Source organism: Mycobacterium sp., assembly GCF_002863225.1.
In the GTDB taxonomy this organism is placed as follows: domain Bacteria; phylum Actinomycetota; class Actinomycetes; order Mycobacteriales; family Mycobacteriaceae; genus Mycobacterium.
This window is the reverse complement of record NZ_PKEK01000034.1, coordinates 61283-77861: the sequence shown is the minus strand read 5'-3', so window position 1 is coordinate 77861 and position 16579 is coordinate 61283. Positions and strand designations below refer to the sequence as shown.

The 16579-nt window shown below is 65.2% G+C and carries 20 protein-coding genes and 1 tRNA gene; 8 read left to right on the top strand and 13 right to left on the bottom strand.

Annotated features, from left to right (window positions below; genetic code table 11):
- A partial coding sequence (locus tag CYU59_RS08195) for a phosphotransferase (RefSeq protein WP_292981504.1) occupies positions 1 to 880 on the bottom strand: 880 nt, incomplete at its 3' end.
- 36 nt (positions 881 to 916) lie between these two features.
- Positions 917 to 1357: a hypothetical protein gene (locus CYU59_RS08190; protein ID WP_292981501.1), complete on the bottom strand. Its 441-nt coding sequence runs from the start codon at positions 1355 to 1357 to the stop codon at positions 917 to 919.
- A gap of 110 nt (positions 1358 to 1467) precedes the next feature.
- On the opposite strand from CYU59_RS08190, the gene CYU59_RS08185 reads away from it, so the two are divergent.
- Positions 1468 to 1543 (top strand) — tRNA-Thr (locus CYU59_RS08185).
- Positions 1544 to 1574: 31 nt separating this feature from the next.
- Positions 1575 to 1982 (top strand): HNH endonuclease, encoded by a 408-nt coding sequence (locus tag CYU59_RS08180; RefSeq protein WP_292981498.1) that lies wholly within the window; start codon positions 1575 to 1577, stop codon positions 1980 to 1982.
- A gap of 18 nt (positions 1983 to 2000) precedes the next feature.
- Here the strand turns inward: CYU59_RS08180 and CYU59_RS08175 are convergent, their stop codons facing one another.
- Positions 2001 to 2744 (bottom strand): hypothetical protein, encoded by a 744-nt coding sequence (locus tag CYU59_RS08175; RefSeq protein WP_292981495.1) that lies wholly within the window; start codon positions 2742 to 2744, stop codon positions 2001 to 2003.
- Positions 2745 to 2872: 128 nt separating this feature from the next.
- Here CYU59_RS08175 and CYU59_RS08170 point away from each other — a divergent pair, with 128 nt between their 5' ends.
- Positions 2873 to 3589: a response regulator transcription factor gene (locus CYU59_RS08170; protein ID WP_292981493.1), complete on the top strand. Its 717-nt coding sequence runs from the start codon at positions 2873 to 2875 to the stop codon at positions 3587 to 3589.
- A gap of 4 nt (positions 3590 to 3593) precedes the next feature.
- Complete coding sequence (locus tag CYU59_RS08165; RefSeq protein WP_292981491.1) at positions 3594 to 5033, top strand: HAMP domain-containing sensor histidine kinase; 1440 nt, start codon at positions 3594 to 3596, stop codon at positions 5031 to 5033.
- A gap of 34 nt (positions 5034 to 5067) precedes the next feature.
- Here the strand turns inward: CYU59_RS08165 and CYU59_RS08160 are convergent, their stop codons facing one another.
- The 10 genes from CYU59_RS08160 to CYU59_RS08115 form a co-directional block, all read right to left on the bottom strand.
- A complete protein-coding gene (locus CYU59_RS08160; RefSeq protein ID WP_292981489.1) occupies positions 5068 to 5478 on the bottom strand; it encodes an HIT family protein in 411 nt (136 codons plus the stop codon).
- Positions 5479 to 5508: 30 nt separating this feature from the next.
- On the bottom strand, positions 5509 to 6387 hold the full coding sequence (locus CYU59_RS08155) for an SDR family NAD(P)-dependent oxidoreductase (protein WP_292981487.1): 879 nt from the start codon (positions 6385 to 6387) through the stop codon (positions 5509 to 5511).
- On the bottom strand, positions 6384 to 6809 hold the full coding sequence (locus tag CYU59_RS08150; protein ID WP_292981485.1) for a ketosteroid isomerase family protein: 426 nt from the start codon (positions 6807 to 6809) through the stop codon (positions 6384 to 6386). Before CYU59_RS08150 ends, CYU59_RS08155 begins: the two co-directional genes overlap by 4 nt.
- 5 nt (positions 6810 to 6814) lie before the next feature.
- Entirely contained in the window at positions 6815 to 7942 is a 1128-nt protein-coding gene (locus tag CYU59_RS08145; RefSeq protein WP_292981482.1) for an NDMA-dependent alcohol dehydrogenase, read from the bottom strand.
- A gap of 107 nt (positions 7943 to 8049) precedes the next feature.
- A complete protein-coding gene (locus CYU59_RS08140; protein ID WP_292981479.1) occupies positions 8050 to 8601 on the bottom strand; it encodes a nuclear transport factor 2 family protein in 552 nt (183 codons plus the stop codon).
- 14 nt (positions 8602 to 8615) lie between these two features.
- A complete protein-coding gene (locus CYU59_RS08135; protein ID WP_292981477.1) occupies positions 8616 to 8816 on the bottom strand; it encodes a ferredoxin in 201 nt (66 codons plus the stop codon).
- Between the two features lie 8 nt (positions 8817 to 8824).
- Entirely contained in the window at positions 8825 to 10180 is a 1356-nt protein-coding gene (locus CYU59_RS08130) for a cytochrome P450 (RefSeq protein ID WP_292981474.1), read from the bottom strand.
- Positions 10177 to 11004 carry an SDR family oxidoreductase gene (locus CYU59_RS08125; RefSeq protein ID WP_292981472.1) on the bottom strand — a complete coding sequence of 276 codons (828 nt, stop codon included), beginning with the start codon at positions 11002 to 11004 and terminating at the stop codon, positions 10177 to 10179. Before CYU59_RS08125 ends, CYU59_RS08130 begins: the two co-directional genes overlap by 4 nt.
- Positions 11005 to 12219 carry a cytochrome P450 gene (locus CYU59_RS08120; RefSeq protein ID WP_292981470.1) on the bottom strand — a complete coding sequence of 405 codons (1215 nt, stop codon included), beginning with the start codon at positions 12217 to 12219 and terminating at the stop codon, positions 11005 to 11007. It lies immediately after the preceding gene.
- Positions 12219 to 12830 (bottom strand): TetR/AcrR family transcriptional regulator, encoded by a 612-nt coding sequence (locus CYU59_RS08115; protein ID WP_292981467.1) that lies wholly within the window; start codon positions 12828 to 12830, stop codon positions 12219 to 12221. The genes CYU59_RS08120 and CYU59_RS08115 overlap by 1 nt, the downstream gene beginning before the upstream one ends.
- A 178-nt stretch (positions 12831 to 13008) precedes the next feature.
- On the opposite strand from CYU59_RS08115, the gene CYU59_RS08110 reads away from it, so the two are divergent.
- Genes CYU59_RS08110 through CYU59_RS08095 form a run of 4 tightly spaced genes read left to right on the top strand, consistent with a single transcriptional unit; the run spans position 13009 to position 16576 of the window.
- A complete protein-coding gene (locus tag CYU59_RS08110) occupies positions 13009 to 14475 on the top strand; it encodes an aldehyde dehydrogenase (RefSeq protein WP_292981465.1) in 1467 nt (488 codons plus the stop codon).
- An 18-nt stretch (positions 14476 to 14493) separates the two neighbouring features.
- Positions 14494 to 15243: an SDR family oxidoreductase gene (locus CYU59_RS08105; RefSeq protein WP_292981462.1), complete on the top strand. Its 750-nt coding sequence runs from the start codon at positions 14494 to 14496 to the stop codon at positions 15241 to 15243.
- 47 nt (positions 15244 to 15290) lie between these two features.
- A complete protein-coding gene (locus tag CYU59_RS08100) occupies positions 15291 to 16148 on the top strand; it encodes an NAD(P)-dependent oxidoreductase (RefSeq protein ID WP_292981459.1) in 858 nt (285 codons plus the stop codon).
- Positions 16148 to 16576: a carboxymuconolactone decarboxylase family protein gene (locus CYU59_RS08095; RefSeq protein WP_292981456.1), complete on the top strand. Its 429-nt coding sequence runs from the start codon at positions 16148 to 16150 to the stop codon at positions 16574 to 16576. Before CYU59_RS08100 ends, CYU59_RS08095 begins: the two co-directional genes overlap by 1 nt.
- The last annotated feature ends 3 nt before the right edge of the window (positions 16577 to 16579 follow it).

Sequence of the window (16579 nt, the reverse complement as noted above, 5' to 3'; positions counted from 1 at the left end):
GTTCGCTGGATCGCCGATCGGCGGTGGCCATACCCGTGACCAGTGTGTAGGACAGTTCGCGGCCGGGGTGGCCACGCCGCACCGCCTGCCAGTCGAGCAGCCCGGCTGAACCGTTGCGGAAGTAGACATTGCCCGGGTGTGCGTCGCCGTGCATCACGGTGTTCGGTTGCCCGTCAATCAGTTTCGCGACGCTCCGGTAGTTGTCGATGATGAAGCGGCCGTCTTCGACCTCGATGTCTGTTCTGGCGGCCATCCGACGCGCCGAGGTGTTGAGCAGTGGCGCGGTCAGCAACGAGGTGTGATCGCCGGACGCGGAGTACAACCACCGACTTCCGCTGGCAGGCAGGCGATCCCAGAACTTCGCGTGCAATGTCGCCAGTAGTTCGACGATCCCGGCCGCCTGGTCCTTGTCGAGCGGATGCAGCGTGTCGGGAAAAACGCAGGGATCGACGGCGAGGTCTTCCAGCACCAGGACGTAGCGACCGGTCAGGGGGTCGAAGGCCGAGCCGTATGACGCGGGCAGGCCGCTGAGTTTTGGCGCGAGCTCGCGGTAGAACATCACCTCGGTGCGGGCGAGCCGGCCGAGCTCGCCCATCAGCCGGGTGGCGATCGTCTCGGCGGGCATCTTGACGAACACCGACTCCGGAACCCCGTCGCCGGTCAGTGCCAATCGGGCGCGCGATGAGGTGCCGGCGTCGCCACCGATGACGGACACCGTGTCGACCCGGCGGCCCATGATCGCGGAGAGGGACCGGGCGTCGAGCTGGTGGATCGATCGCGGCAGCGAGCGCAGTCGACCGACGACGGCATCTGTTGCGACCCGCTGGACGCCGCGGGCCAAATGTGTCGCCAGACCAAGGGCCGGCACGACGTTGCTCACCGCTGCATCGTTACAAAGAGCGGGCGTTCTGTAAAGCTATCGCGGGCCGCCCGGATTCAGGTGATCGGTACCCGTGCCCGACGACGGGGTCGGGTTTGACGGTCCGGCGGGCGCGGGAGTCACCGGCTTCGTCGGGCTGGTCGGGCTCGTCGGGCTGGTAGGACTGGTCGGACCAGTGGCTGCCGGCGGCTGTTCGGCGCCCGGCGGCGTGGCTCCGAGGCCGGGCCCCACGCCACACCAATCCTGCACATCCTGGGTGTACTGCTCGAGCGGCGGCGGGCAACGGTAACCAAACGGGAAGTTGGCGCCGGCGTTGAGCAGATCGCAGGGAATCAGGACCTGCTTGCCCTTCTTGGTGTTGGACACGCACTTCACCGGTTGACCCGGTGGCACCGGTGGATCGGCGTGAGCCGGGATCGTGACAGCGGAGGCCGCCAGCACCGTGCACAGCGCCCAGGCGAGACGGCGGTAGATCATGAGCACTCCTCTTGAGCTTCCGATTCGGACCTCGAGCGGTTTCCGCGAGCAGCCAGCAGCGGCGGCGTCACCCCATCGTAGAATTGCCCTGGCTCGTCAAGCCGAGCGCCGCCGCGTTAGCTCAGTTGGTAGAGCATCGCTCTTGTAAAGCGAGGGTCGAGAGTTCGAGTCTCTCACGCGGCTCCACTGTGTCGGTACCGACGAATAGCGTCATCGCATGTCGACGCGCTGCCTCGGTTGCGGAATTGTCGTGGCGGGCGGCCGAGTAAGGGTGTTCTGCAGCAACGCATGCCAACAAGCACTCCGTCGACGCCTGCTCCTGGACGCGTGGCTCGAGAGTGGAATCTGTGGCCGCATGTCGTATCAAGGCCACTACGTCCGGGATTATCTCTACGACCAGCAACGCGGTTGCTGCTCGATCTGCGGCATCAAGAACGAGTGGAATGGTGTGCCCCTGGCTTTGATCGTCGACCATATCGACGGAAACGCGGGCAACAACCGTCGCGAGAATTTACGTCTCATTTGTCCCAACTGTGACAGCCAGTTACCGACGTACAAGGCTAGGAATCGCGGGAGCGGTCGCTACTACCGGCGGCAGCGGTACGCGCAGGGCAAGTCCTACTGACAGCTCCCGACTAACGGGTCACTCGTTGTGAGCCGAGTCCTCGTGGTCGATCACCCGCTGCGAACGCACTGTCCGCGCGGCCCCGGCCCGCCGCGGGCGGCGGCCGGGCAGCGGAATCCGGTCGGCGATGTTGCTCAGCGGGTTGACCACCAAGGTCAGCGACATCACCGCATCCTGCAGCGTCGCGATCGCCGGTTCGAGGGCTTCCATCCCGGGCGCGAGGCGAGCGAGCGTGTCGGCGACGTCGGCCAGTTGCTCGAGCGGTCCATTGCGGGCGGTCAGCTTGTCGATCAGACCGCCCTCGGACAGCAGGCGATCCGCCAGCCCGTCTTCGGCGAGTACACGGTCGATCAGCCCGTCGTTGGCGGTCAACTGATCGACCAGTCCGCCGGGCTTCAGCGCCCGCTCCAGCCCGCCACCTTCGGCGGTCAACCGGTCGAGTAGTCCGCCGTCCGCCGTCAGCATGTCGACCACGCCGCCGGGGCGCAGCAGACGATCGATCGGCCCGTCGGTGGCAATCGCCCGTCCGAGCGGCGCATCGTCGTCCAGCAGGCGGGCCAGCCGATTGGCCCGGGCCATCGCATCGTCGATACCGAGCAGGTGCGCGAACTGGTTGCCCCCGCCCGTGGTTCCGGTGTCGCCCACGGTGCGGTGGGCCACGCCGAGCGCGGTGGTCGCAATGCCCACGCCGGCATCGGCGGCGGCAAGTCCGACCCGCACAGGCGCGGTGGCGAGGCTCATCAGACTCTTGCCGAGATTCATCCCCCGAGTGTATTCAGCCGGCACTGAATCCCGTGGTCGTTGGCCGTGATCAGGCTTACAACGAATTCTCAGCTTGGGCACAGCCGGTTTGCAGCCATTCTTCAGCTACATGAGGGGAAATTGACGTCATGTCAGCAGCGATGCAAGAAGCAGCACCGGAAGCACGTGTCCTAGTCGTCGACGACGAGGACAACATCGTCGAGCTCCTGTCGGTCAGCCTCAAATTCCAGGGCTTCGAAGTCCACACCGCCACCGATGGGGCGTCGGCTCTGGATCTGGCGCGCGACATCAAACCGGACGCCGTGATCCTCGACGTGATGATGCCCGGCATGGACGGTTTCGGTGTGCTCCGCCGGCTGCGCGCCGATGGTATCGACGCCCCCGCACTTTTTCTCACCGCTCGAGACTCGTTGCAGGACAAGATCGCCGGTCTCACCCTCGGTGGCGACGACTACGTCACGAAGCCGTTCAGCCTGGAAGAGGTGGTCGCCCGGTTGCGAGTCATCCTGCGGCGCACCGGAAAAGGTGTGGCCGATACTCGCAACGCCCGCCTGACCTTCGCCGATATCGAAATCGACGAGGACACTCACGAAGTGTGGAAAGCCGGAGAAGCGGTCTCGTTGTCGCCGACGGAGTTCACCCTGCTGCGTTATTTCGTCATCAACGCCGGCACCGTGCTGAGCAAGCCGAAGATCCTGGATCACGTGTGGCGCTACGACTTCGGCGGCGACGTCAACGTGGTCGAGTCCTACGTGTCTTATCTGCGCCGCAAGATCGACACCGGCGAGAAGAGGTTGCTGCACACCCTGCGCGGTGTCGGCTACGTGCTGCGGGAGCCTCGCTAATCGCATGGCACGTCATTTCCGCATCGAGTTGCCACTGCGCGTCGCGCTGGTGGCCGCCACCCTGCTCTTGGTCGCCTGCGGTCTGACCGCATCCGGCATTGCGGTGACCTCGATCCTGCGCCAGCACTTGATCCAGCGGGCCGACCAGACACTGGAGGAGGCGTCGCGCGGTTGGGCGCAGGCGCCGAAGGGCGCGCTGAAGGTGCCGCACGATGCCAACCTCGATCGCCCGCCGTCGAATTTCTACGTGCGCAGCCTCACCTCGGACGGGCGCGGCCGGACGATCATCAACGATCGGCATGCCGAACCCGTGCTGCCGGCCAGCAACGATGTCGGCCCTGACCCGACGACGGTCGGGTCGGTGGACAACTCCGGGGTGCAATGGCGGGTGGTGTCCATGCGCGGGCCCAACCGACTGGTCACCGTCGCCTACGACCTGTCCGAGATCCAGCACATCGTCCGGTCGTTGGCCTGGTTGCAGCTCGGCATCGGGGTAGCGGTGCTGCTGGTGCTCGGCCTCGTCGGATCGTGGGTCGTGACCCGGAGTCTGCGTCCGTTGATGGAAGTGGAACAGACCGCGGCGGCGATTGCCGCGGGCCAGCTGGATCGTCGTGTGCCCGAACGTGATTCGCGTACCGAAGTCGGTCGGCTCTCAGCGGCGCTCAATGGCATGCTCGCCCAGATCCAGCGGGCTGTCGCCGCATCGGAGGCGTCGGCGCAGAAGGCGGTCAACTCTGAAGATCGCATGCGCCGATTCATCACCGACGCCAGCCACGAACTGCGGACCCCGTTGACCACCATGCGCGGCTTCGCGGAGTTGTACCGCCAGGGCGCCGCGCGCGACATGGAGATGGTGATGTCGCGGATCGAGAGCGAGTCGCGCCGGATGGGCCTGCTCATCGACGACCTGCTGTTGCTGGCCCGGCTCGACGCCCAACGGCCGATCGAGCGCAAGCGGGTGGACCTGCTGGCGCTGGCTACCGACGCCGTGCATGACGCGAAAGCGGTCTCGCCCGGCCGGGTGATCGCCATTGACGTGATGGATGGTCCCGGCACCCCGCAGGTGCTCGGCGACGAGGCCCGGCTGCGCCAGGTGGTCGGCAATCTGATGACCAACGCTTTGCAGCACACACCGGACACCGCCGAGATCACCGTGCGGGTAGGCACCATCGGTGACGACGCCGTTCTCGAGGTCGTCGACCAAGGTCCCGGGATGAGTAAGGAGGACGCGCTGCGGGTCTTCGAACGCTTCTACCGCACCGACTCCTCGCGGACCCGGAGCAGCGGCGGCACCGGTCTGGGGCTGTCGATCGTGGACTCGCTGGTGCAGGCGCACGGTGGGACAGTGAACGTCACCACGGCGCCGGGGCAGGGCTGCCGATTCTTCGTCAGCCTGCCGCGGGTCGCGGAAGTACCTGCCGCGGTCGCCGCGGGCAGGACCTAGCCGGCGCCGGCCCGCGCACCGCGACGGGCAATGATCAGCCCGTGGTCAAGTCCACCAGCGCCTGTGTGATTTTCGACTGCGCCTCGTCGAGTGATTCCGGGGATGGGTTGCGGTCGACATTGGCGAACCCGAAGTCGCTGAGGCTCTTTGCCGGGAAGACGTGGACATGCAGGTGCGGCACCTCTAGACCGGCGATGATCACCCCGGCGCGGTCGGCGTCGAAAGCCTTGGTGACCGCTTTGCCGATCAACTGAGCGACCGACATGACCTTGGCGAACGCCGCGCGGTCGATGTTCTGCCACTGGTCGATCTCTGCCCGCGGCACCACCAGCGTGTGTCCCTGAGTCATCGGCTCGATGGTCAGGAAGGCGACGACCTCGTCGTCCTCGTACACGAACCGGCCGGGCAGTTCGCCGTTGATGATCTTGGTGAAGATAGTCGACATTGCTCCAGCATATGAGCCGGGCGGAACTCGTCAGACGGCTCCATCGGCGAACATCGCCGAGACCTCGTCCACGGTCCAGGGCGGTGAGTCGTGATGATCGCGGTAGCCGACCAGATTTGCCGTGGACTTCGGGAACCGGCCTATGAAACCGCCTGCGGCAGCCAGTATTTCGCCGGTGAGATGCGCCGAGAGGTCGCTGGCGAGATAGACGTAGGCGGGCGCGGCGTAGTCCGGTGCCGCGACATCGAGCGATCCGTGCATGGAGACGTCGTCCAGCAGCCCTCGGCGGTTCAAGGCGGTGATGTGCGCAACGTAGTCCGGCCCGGTGGACAACCGCGTCCTGGCGCCGGGGCACACCACGTTGGCGCGCACCCGGTGCTCCTTCAATTCGGCGGCGATCGCCAGGGTGAGGCTGTTGACCGCGCCCTTTCCGGCCGGATATCCGGTGCCGCCGTAGTCGCCGAGAAATGCGAACGAGCTGCTGTTGACGATGCTGCCGCCGCCTTGCGCAGTCATCCTCGGTGCGGCCGCCCGGCACGTCGCGAACACCGTGCCGAGGTGGGCGTCCATCAGGTCGGCGAATTGCGTCTCGTCGATGTTGAGGATCGACGAGCCCGGTGGTTCGGCGATGCCGGCGCAGTTGATCAGGGCGTGGATTCCACCGAACTCGTCAATGCAGTTGTCCACCAACGATTCCGCGGCTCGCCGATCCGACGGCGAGCCAGGGTGGGCCACTGCGACGCCCCCCGCGGCAGTGATGGCCTCTGCGGTGGTGCGGGCCGCCTCGGCATCGCGGCCGTTGACCACGACCCCGGCGCCGTGCTGGGCGAGCAACATCGCGACAGCGGCGCCGATGCCCCGTGACCCGCCGACCACGACCGCGCCGCGGCCGGCGAGCAGTGAGCTCACTCCTGCTGGCCGAACTTCATCATGTCGAGGTTCCAGTAGCCGCGCATGTTGGCGATCAGACCCGCGTCGTTGACGCGGTAGGTGAACACGCCCCGCACGCTACTGGTGATTCCGTTGTCGAACTTGCTGTCCAGCACCAAGATGTGCGCGACTTCCCTGGGGTCGCTGGACGGAAACGTTTCCTCGCACGTGATGGTCAGATTGTTGGCAGCGATGTTGGTGTCGTAGAACTCCGCGATGCCGTCCTTGCCCCGCACGCCGGTGCCCTCGGGGTTGGTGACGGATTTGCCGATTGGGTCTTCGACCACCACGTCGTCGGCCATCAGGGCCAGCCAGCCCTCCCGGTCGTGGGCCTGAACGCAGCGCCACGACGATTGGGAAGCGGCCAGCGCGGGCGACTTTTCGGCGGTTTCGGCGGACACGGCGGTTACCGGTCGGCGTCGGTGAAGCGGATGACGCCGCGAATGTTCTTGCCCTCCAACATGTCCTTGTAACCGTCGTTGATCTGCTCCAGCTTGTACTGGCGGGTGATCATGTCGTCGAGGTTCAGCTTGCCGGCCTTGTACATCGCCAGCAGCTGCGGGATGTCGTACTGCGGGTTACCGCCACCAAAGATGGTGCCCTGCAGGTTCTTCTGCATCAGGGTCAGCATCGCCAGGTTCAGGCTGACGTTGTTGTCCACCAGGCTGCCGATGGCGGTCAGCACGCAGGTGCCGCCCTTCTGGGTCAGGATCAGGTAGTTGTCGACGTCGGCGCCGTGCAGCTCGCCGACAGTGACGATCACCTTGTGCGCCATCAGTCCGTAGGTCACCTCCATGATCCCGCCCATGGCGGCGAAGATGTCGGGGTAGACGTGGGTGGCGCCGAACTTCAGAGCCTGGTCGCGCTTCCACTCGACCGGGTCGATCGCGAAGATGTAGCGCGCGCCGGCCGCGACCGCGCCCTGCAGCGCCGCCATGCCGACACCACCGACGCCGACGATCGCGACGTCTTGGCCCGGGCGGATGTCAGCGGTCCGAACCGCCGAGCCGTAGCCGGTGGTGACACCGCAGCCGACTAGGGCGGCGACCTCGAAGGGCACCGTCGGGTCGATCTTCACCACGGAACTCTTGTGCACGACCATCCAGGGCGAGAACGTGCCCAGCAGGGTCATCGGGAAGACGTCTTTGCCCTGAGCCTGGATCCGGAAGGTGCCGTCGGATACCGCGGCACCGTTGAGCAGTCCGGCGCCCAGGTCGCACAGGTTGCGCATGCCGGCCTGACAGGTCGGACAGTGGCCGCACGACGGGATGAACGACAGCACGACGTGGTCGCCGACGGCGACGTCCTCGACGCCTGGGCCCACCTCGGTCACGATGCCGGCGCCCTCGTGACCACCGAGGACCGGGAAGCCACCCATCGGGATGCCGCCGGTCACCAGGTGATGGTCGGAGTGGCACATGCCCGCCGCTTCCATCTGGATTTTGACTTCATCCTTCTGCGGGTCGCCGATCTCGATTTCCTCGATCGACCAGGGCTGATTGAACTCCCAGATCAGCGCGCCTTTGGTCTTCATCGTGAACCTGCTTTCGTCGTTGAAACGTCGGTTGAGAACGGCCCAGCTCCACGCAAGCAACCGCTTGGTTGAGTGTAGGTCAGCGGGTGACCCCGGTCACGCGCACGTCACCAGATGGGTGCCGGTGCCTGACCCAGCGGGTAATAACCAGGCAACTTCTCGCCGGCAACGCTGCGTTCGATCCGTTTCTGCATGCCGTCGCTGAGGTCGCCGGACTCGATCAGGTTGCCGAACATCTTCGCGACGTGGCCGAAGTCGAAAAAGTCGCGTTGCCATTCGATAAGCGCGTCGTCATTCAACCGGAACCAGCTGCCGCCGATGCCGTAGATCTCGTCCCGGCTTCCGTCGGTCTTGTTGACGATCTGCTTCCAAAAGCCGACGATCTCGCCCTGCTTCTCGTCGATGAGGACCTTCTGGTACTCGTACACCCAGTTCTCCAGGCCCTCCATCTCCAGGCCCAGCGCGATGTCGCGGATCTCGTCGACCCCGACGCACATCACGTCTTCCTTGGGTCCGATGTTCCAGCCGTAGGTGGCCTCGGGAGCGTAGAAGTCGCCGAGCGGTCGCCAGTCGCCGGCCTTCTCGCAGTCCTTGTTGGCCTGCAGCCAGCTGTCGACCCAGGCTTCGAGCTTTTCGCGTGAGTGTGCGGTCTTGGACATGGTGAGCCGTCTCCTTAATCTTCTTTGATCAAAAGGGCTTGAGTGGGGCACATATCGACGGCCCGCTCAATTTCTTCGCGGGCGTCATCACCGGGTTCGGGATCTAGGATCTCGACCTTGCCGCGTTTGGGCACCTGGAAGTAGTCGGGTGCCTCCAGTTCGCACATCGCATGGCCCTGGCACAGATCCAGATCGACTTCGACGCGAAAACCCATCGGACGCCTTACACCTGGCGCCGGCGGTAGCGGACCTTGGCCGGGCTCGCCAGCTGAACGACCATCTTGGAGTGGTCGTTGTGGTAGCTGTCGGCGGGCTGCGCCATCTCGAAATCGTATTCCCGCAACAGCACCGAGAAGATCGCTTTGATCTGCATCTGCGCGAAAGCCGCTCCCACGCAACGATGCCGGCCCGCGCCGAACGGAATCCAGGTCCATCGGTTGACGGTGTCGGCCTGCTCGGGCTTGTTGTAGCGGTCCGGCTTGAACGCATCGGGATCCGGGAAGTCCTCCGGAATCCGGTTGGAGATCGCCGGAGATGCGGCGACGAAGTCGCCGTCGTGGATCGGGAAGCCGGCGACCTCGAACTCACCCTTGGCGACCCGCATCAAGATGATCAGCGGCGGGTGCAGCCGCAGCGTCTCCTTGACCACGTTGTCCAACTTCGGAATCGACCGCAGCGCATGGAAACTCACCTCTTGGCCGTCGGCGTACAACTCTTCGAGTTCGGCGACCACCTCGGCGTAGACGTCGGTGTGGCGGATCAACTCGATCAGCGTCCACGCTGACGTGCCGGAGCTGGTGTGGTGGCCGGCGAACATCAGCGAGATGAACATGCCGGTGACCTCGTCTGCCGAGAAGCGCGGGGCGCCTTCCTCGTCTTTGATCGACACCAGCACGTCGAGCATGTCACGGTCGGACTTGTCGGCCGGCGGGTTGGCGACCCGCTGGTTCATGATTTCCTGAACCAGCGCAACCAATTTCACCCGCGCCTCGTCGCGGCGCCGGAAGCTCTCGATCGGCAGGTGCGGATCGACGTAGCACAGCGGATCGGTGCCGCGCTCCAACTCGTGGTAGTACTCGGCGAACCGGTGGTCGAGCTGGTTGCGGAACTTCACGCCGATCAGGCAGGCCGTCGAGGTGTAGATGGTCAACTCGGAGAAGAAGTCGAGGAGCTCGATCTCGCCCTCGTCACCCCAGTCGGCGATCATCCCCCTGACCTGATCTTCGATGGTGGCCGCATGGCCTTTCATCTGCTCACCGCGCAGCGCGGAGTTGTGCAGCATCTCCTTGCGCCGTTCGGGGCTCGCGTCGAACACCACGCCCTGGCCGAAGATCGGCGCCATGAACGGATATGCCGCGGCCTGGTCCAGATCCTCGTCGGCGGAGCGGAAGAAGAACTCGTTGGCTTCGGCACCGGACAGCAGGATGACGTGCTTGTCGACGAGCTGGAACCAGCCGACGTCGCCGCATTCTTCGCGGATCCGCTGCATCAAACCGATAGGGTCGGTGCGGAATTCCTCGAGGTGGCCGTGTTCCTCCTCGCCGCCGGAAACCCGGGGCACGAGCGTGGTTGAGGTCATTGGCCTGGCATCCCTTCTTCGCCGAGGGCGAGCTTCTGACGTTCCTTGGTGTCTGCCAACGGAGCCTCGGGCTGTAGTTCCATGTTGGCGATGAAGCCGCCGCGTGGTGTCTCGGCGACAAAGGTGATGGCGCGTCCCAGATCCGCCGCGCGCAGGAAGTAGTCATGGCGGGCCTGGCCCCATTTGGCCCAATCTTCAAGTGCCGGGCCGATCTTCTCGGCGGGCAGGCTCCAGCCCATCGAGGTCTTGGTCGGGCCGGGGTGCACGATCGATGCGCGTACACCGGTGCCCTCGAGTTCCATCTGGAAGTTGTTGACCATCGCCAGCAGGGCGGCCTTCGCCGCGCCGTAGGCGCCCATGTGGGGACGCTGGCGCAGCGCCACGTCGGAGCCGACGAAGATCAGGTCACCCCGCTGCCGCTCGATCATCCCGGGCAGCACGGCGGCGGCCAGTCGGTTGGCGCCGACGAGGTGGATCTGCAGCTGTGATTCGAACTCGTCGGTCGTGATTTCGGCGAGCTTTCCGAAGTAGGTGTCGCCGGCGCCGGCAACCAGAACCTCGATATCACCAAGGGCATCGACCGACTGGGCGACAAAGGATTTCACCGAGTTGGGGTCGGTCACGTCGAGGTGGAAGCCGACCGCCTCACCGCCGTCGGCGTTGATCTTGCCGACGATGTCGTCGAGCTTCTCGACTCGGCGGGCGCCAAGAGCGACCGGGAAGCCGTGGGCCGCGAGCTCGATGGCGGTGGCTTCGCCGATGCCGGAGGATGCGCCTGCCACGATTGCCGGCCGGCGTTCGGGCAGTGGTTCAAAACGGGGCATTCAGCGGACCTCCACGGTCATGGGTAGGTGGGCGAAGCCGCGGACGTTGCTGGAGTGGACGCGGACCGAGTTGGCCTCGTCGACTTCGTAACCGCGGATGCGAGTGAACAATTCGGTGAGGGCGACTCTGGCTTCCATTCGGGCCAGGTGCGCGCCGAGGCAGAAGTGCGCACCGCTGCCGAAACTCAGCAGCTTGGAACCGATGTCGCGCCCGATGACGAAGTCGTCGGGTCTGTCGAAGACACGTTCGTCGCGGTGACCCGATCCGGGAAGCAGCAACAGAACGTCACCGTCGGGAATGGTGGTGTCGTAGAGGGTGAGCTCGCCGGCCACCGAGCGGGCCAGGATCTGGCTGGAGGTGTCGTAGCGCAGGGTCTCCTCCACCCACAGCGGCACCCGCGACAGATCGTCGTAGACCGGCGTCAGTTGATCCGGATTCCGGTGACCCCAAAATGCAGCGTTGGCAAGCAGTTTCGTGGTGGTCTCGTTACCCGCGATCACCATCAGGAACATGAAGCCGAGGATCTCGTCGTCGGTCAGCCGGTCGCCGTCGATCTCGGCTTCGAGCAGGGCCGAGGTGAGATCGTCGGTCAGCTCCTTGCGCCGCTCGGCCACCATCGCCTGGTAGTAGACGATCAGGTTCAGCGACGCCTCGATGGCTTCCGGCGGCACGTCGGTGACGCCTTCCTCGCGGTGCATCACGCCGTCGGCCCAGGCCCGCACCTGAACGCGGTCCGCATCCGGAACACCCATCAACTCGGAGATGACGTCCATCGGGAGCTTGCCGGCGAACTCGTCGACATAGTCGACCGCCACACCGGAGGCGGCCTTCTCCAGCATGGTGTCGAGGTGCTGAATCGCGATCTCGGTGACACGCGGCTCGAGCTCACGAATACGCCTGGGCGTGAAGCCTTTTGACACCAAGGTTCGCAGCCGCAGGTGCGCCGGGTCGTCCATGGCGAGAAACGACATGGTTTTGGACGCGTGCGGCCCGCGCGACGCCGGGTCCAGCGAGACGCCGTATTTGTTGGACAGCGTGGTGCTGTTGCGGAACCCCTGATGGACATCGTGATGCCGGGACAGCGCCCAGAAGCCGAGTTCCTCATTGCGATACAGCGGCGCCTCGTCGCGGAGTCGCCGGTAGTACGGATACGGATCCTCGTGGAAGTCGTAGTCGTAGGGGTCGAGTAACGGCTTGTCGATCTGAGCGGTCATCAGGCTTCCGTCTTGAGGATGAGTCCGACCGCGTAGGCGAGATGGTCGGCGATCTGGTGGTAGGTGTAGGCGCCGCTGGCGGCGTTGACCAGCGCGCCGAAGAACGTCATCTCGAGCACCGACACGATGCGTGGCTCGGAGTCGGGTCCGATGGCTGAGGTGATGCGCCGGTGGATCTCGGCGCCGATCCGGTCGCGCACGGCACGCACGGCTGGGTCGCCACCGCCGCCGAGCAACGCGGTGGTGCATGCGGCCGCCACTTCGGGTTCGTCGGCGACGACCAGGGCGAGTGCGCGCAGGGCCTTGTCGACCCGGGTCGGCATCGGCTCGTTCACGTCGGTGAAGAACGGCACCCGGCGGACCAGGTCGAGGTAGACCTCGGCGATCAGATGATTTTTGGAGGAGAAGTAGGTGTAGGCCGTCGCCGGCGCGACCTTGGCGCGGGCCGCGACCGCCCGCACGGTCAGGTCGGCATACGACGTCTCCCGCAAGACCTCGACTCCCGCCGACAGCACCTTGCGAAAGGTCTCTTCCTGGCGCCGGTTGCGCGGCACGTCACCGACCGGCACGCCGGCACCGGGTGTGATGGTGACCACTGGGTCGCTGGACACTTGTCCAAGCTATCCGACGTGACGGTCAGCGGGCAAGTCTATTCGGTTAACTAGCAGCTAAAGACTGGTATACGGTTCACACGATTGGGGCTCCCTTGCCTTTCCGGAGGGCGTGAGGCTATCTTCGACTGAACTATTCCGGACAACTGTCCATTGAAGAACAGCTGCGGAGGCGACGATGGCTTTGCTAGCCGACGGGGTGAGCTCACTGCTCATTGACGGCAAGCTGACGAGTGGTAGTCAGGGCACCTTCCCCACGATCAACCCGGCCACCGAAGAAGTGCTGGGCGCCGCGGCCGACGCCGGCATCGATGACATGGACCGCGCCATCGAGGCCGCCCGGCGCGCCTTCGACGACACGAACTGGTCACGCAACACCGAGCTGCGGGTCCGCTGCGTGCGCCAGTTGCAGCAGGCCATGCAGCAGCACCTCGAGGAGCTGCGCGACCTGACCATCGCCGAAGTCGGCGCCCCCCGGATGCTCACCGGTATCGCGCAGCTCGAAGTCCCGGTGAACGATCTGTCGTTCGCGGCGGACACTGCCGAGTCCTACCAGTACACACAGGATCTCGGTGAGGCGAAGCCGATGGGCATCCCCACCCGCCGCACCATTGCCCGCGAGGCCGTCGGAGTCGTCGGCGCGATCACGCCGTGGAACTTTCCCCACCAGATCAACCTGGCCAAGATCGGGCCGGCACTCGCCGCGGGAAACACCGTCGTGCTCAAGCCCGCACCCGACACCCCCTGGGCTGCAGCGGTGCTCGGCGAGCTCATCACCGAGCACACCGATTTTCCGGCCGGCGTTGTCAACATCGTCACGTCGAGTGACCACGCCGTCGGTGCGTTGTTGGCCAAGGACCCACGGGTCGACATGGTCTCGTTCACCGGCTCCACAGCCACCGGTCGGGCTGTCATGGCCGACGGCGCCGCGACCATCAAGAGGGTCTTCCTGGAACTCGGCGGCAAGTCCGCGTTCATCGTGCTCGACGATGCCGACCTGGGCGGCGCGGTGAGCGTGGCCGGTTTCTCGGTGTGCATGCACGCCGGGCAGGGCTGCGCCATCACCACCCGGTTGCTGGTGCCGAGGGCGAAATACGACGAAGCCGTGTCGATCGCGGCGGCAACCGTGGGCGGCATCAAGGCCGGCGACCCTACCGATGCCGGAACCATCTGCGGCCCGGTGATTTCGGCGCGCCAACGCGACCGGATTCAGGGCTACCTCGACTCGGCCATCGCCGAGGGCGGGACGTTCGCCTGCGGCGGAGGCCGGCCGGCCGACCGTGACGTCGGGTTCTTCATCGAGCCGACCGTGATCGCCGGCCTGGGCAATGATGCGCGCTGCGCGCAAGAAGAGATCTTCGGTCCCGTGCTGACGGTGATCCCCTACGACGGCGACGACGACGCGGTGCGCATCGCGAACGACTCGCCATATGGCTTGTCGGGCACGGTGTTCGGTACCGACCCGAATCGGGCGGCCGGAGTCGCCGCGCGGATCCGAGCAGGCACGATCAACGTCAACGGCGGTGTCTGGTACTCCGCCGATCTGCCCTTCGGTGGCTACAAGCAGTCCGGCAACGGCCGCGAGATGGGCCTGGCCGGCTTCGAGGAATACCTGGAAACCAAAACCATTGCGACAGCTGTCTAGCCAGAGGAGTCAGCAAGCATGCGGTTCGAAAACAAAGTCGCCATCGTCACCGGATCGGGTGGCGGCATCGGCCAGGCGTATGCGGAAGCGTTGGCCCGAGAAGGGGCAGCGGTCGTCGTCGCCGACATCAACCTGCAGGGTGCCGAGAAGGTGGCCGACGGTATCAAAGGTGAGGGCGGCACGGCGCTCGCGTTGCCCGTTGATGTGTCAGACCCGGTGTCCGCCAAGGAGATGGCGGATCGTACCCTGGCCGAATTCGGCGGCATCGACTACTTGGTCAACAACGCCGCGATCTTCGGTGGCATGAAGCTCGACTTTCTTATCACCGTCGACCCCGAGTATTACAAGAAGTTCATGAGCGTGAACCTCGACGGCGCGCTGTGGTGTACCCGCGCGGTGTACAAGAAGATGGCCAAGCGGGGCGGCGGGGCGATCATCAACCAATCCTCCACTGCAGCATGGCTCTATTCGAACTTCTACGGCCTGGCCAAGGTCGGTGTCAACGGCCTGACGCAGCAACTGGCCACTGAGCTCGGCGGCCAGAACATTCGCATCAATGCGATCGCGCCGGGTCCGATCGACACCGAGGCCAACCGCAGCACCACGCCGCAGGAGATGGTCGCCGACATCGTCAAGGGAATTCCGTTGTCGCGGATGGGGCAGCCGGAGGATCTCGTCGGCATGTGCCTGTTCCTGCTGTCCGACGAGGCGTCCTGGATCACCGGGCAGATCTTCAACGTCGACGGCGGACAGATCTTCCGGTCATAGCCGCCGGCGACGATGCAGAACGAAGAAATGAGGAGGAGCGGCGCCATATGACCGATACGTTGAAGCTCGGTTACATCGGGCTCGGCAACATGGGCGCGCCGATGGCCACCAGAATGACCGAATGGCCTGGCGGTGTAACGGTTTACGATATCCGTGCCGAGGCGATGACGCCGCTGGCTGAAAAGGGCGCGAGTTTGGCCGACAGTGTGGCCGACGTCGCGAACGCCGACATCATCCACATCACCGTGCTGGACGACGCGCAGGTGCGCGAGGTCGTCGGCGAACTGACCCGCCACACCAAGCCGGATACCGTGATCGCGATCCACTCGACTATCAAAGACACGACGGCGGCCGAGCTCGCCGCTGATCTGAAGCCGCAGAAAATCCATATCGTCGACGCGCCGGTCAGCGGTGGCGCACCGGCGGCCGCCCGCGGCGAACTTGCCACTATGGTCGGCGCGGATCGCGAGGTCTACGAGCGGATCAAGCCGGCCTTCAAGCACTGGGCGGCCATGGTCGTGCACGCCGGTGAACCGGGCGCGGGCACTCGAATGAAGTTGGCCCGCAACATGTTGACCTTTACCGGCTTCGCGGCGGTCGGCGAGGCCTGGAAGCTGGCCGATGCCGCCGGACTGAACCTGCAGGATCTCGGCAACGTGGTGCGGTACACCGACAAGTTGACGGGCGGCCCAGGGTCGATCATGTACCGCGACGATGCCGAAGATCTTCCACCCGACCACTTCCTGCACGATCCGTTCACGCACACCCGAGGCCTCGGCGAAAAGGACCTGAGTTTGGCCCTGGCGTTAGCCGAGGCGGTTGGCGTCGACCTGCCGTTGGCCAGGCTTGCGCTTGATGGTCTGGCCGCCGGACTCGGAGTGCCACATACAGAGAAAGAGGCGTGATGGACGAGTTGCGTAGCAAGGGCCTGGCGAAGATGAACGAGGTCTACGGCTGGGAGATGCCCAATATCGAGGGCGACGCCTACTTCGACCTGACCGTCGACCATCTGTTCGGCAGCATCTGGACCCGACCGGGGTTGTCGATGCGCGACAAACGGATCATGACGCTCACCGCGGTGACAGCGGTCGGTAACCGCGACCTCGCCGAGATCCAGATCAACGCCGCGCTGCTCAACGGCGAGCTCAACGAGACCGAGCTCAAAGAAATGGCGGTCTTCCTGACGCACTACCTCGGCTTCCCGCTGGGCTCCGCGCTCAACGGTGCCGTCGACAGCGTGGTGGCCAAGCGTAAGAAGGCGGCGGCCAGAGGCGCGGGTGAGGACAAGAAGGCCAACGTCGAGGGCGCGCTGAAGATGCACTCCGGCGAGTAGCCG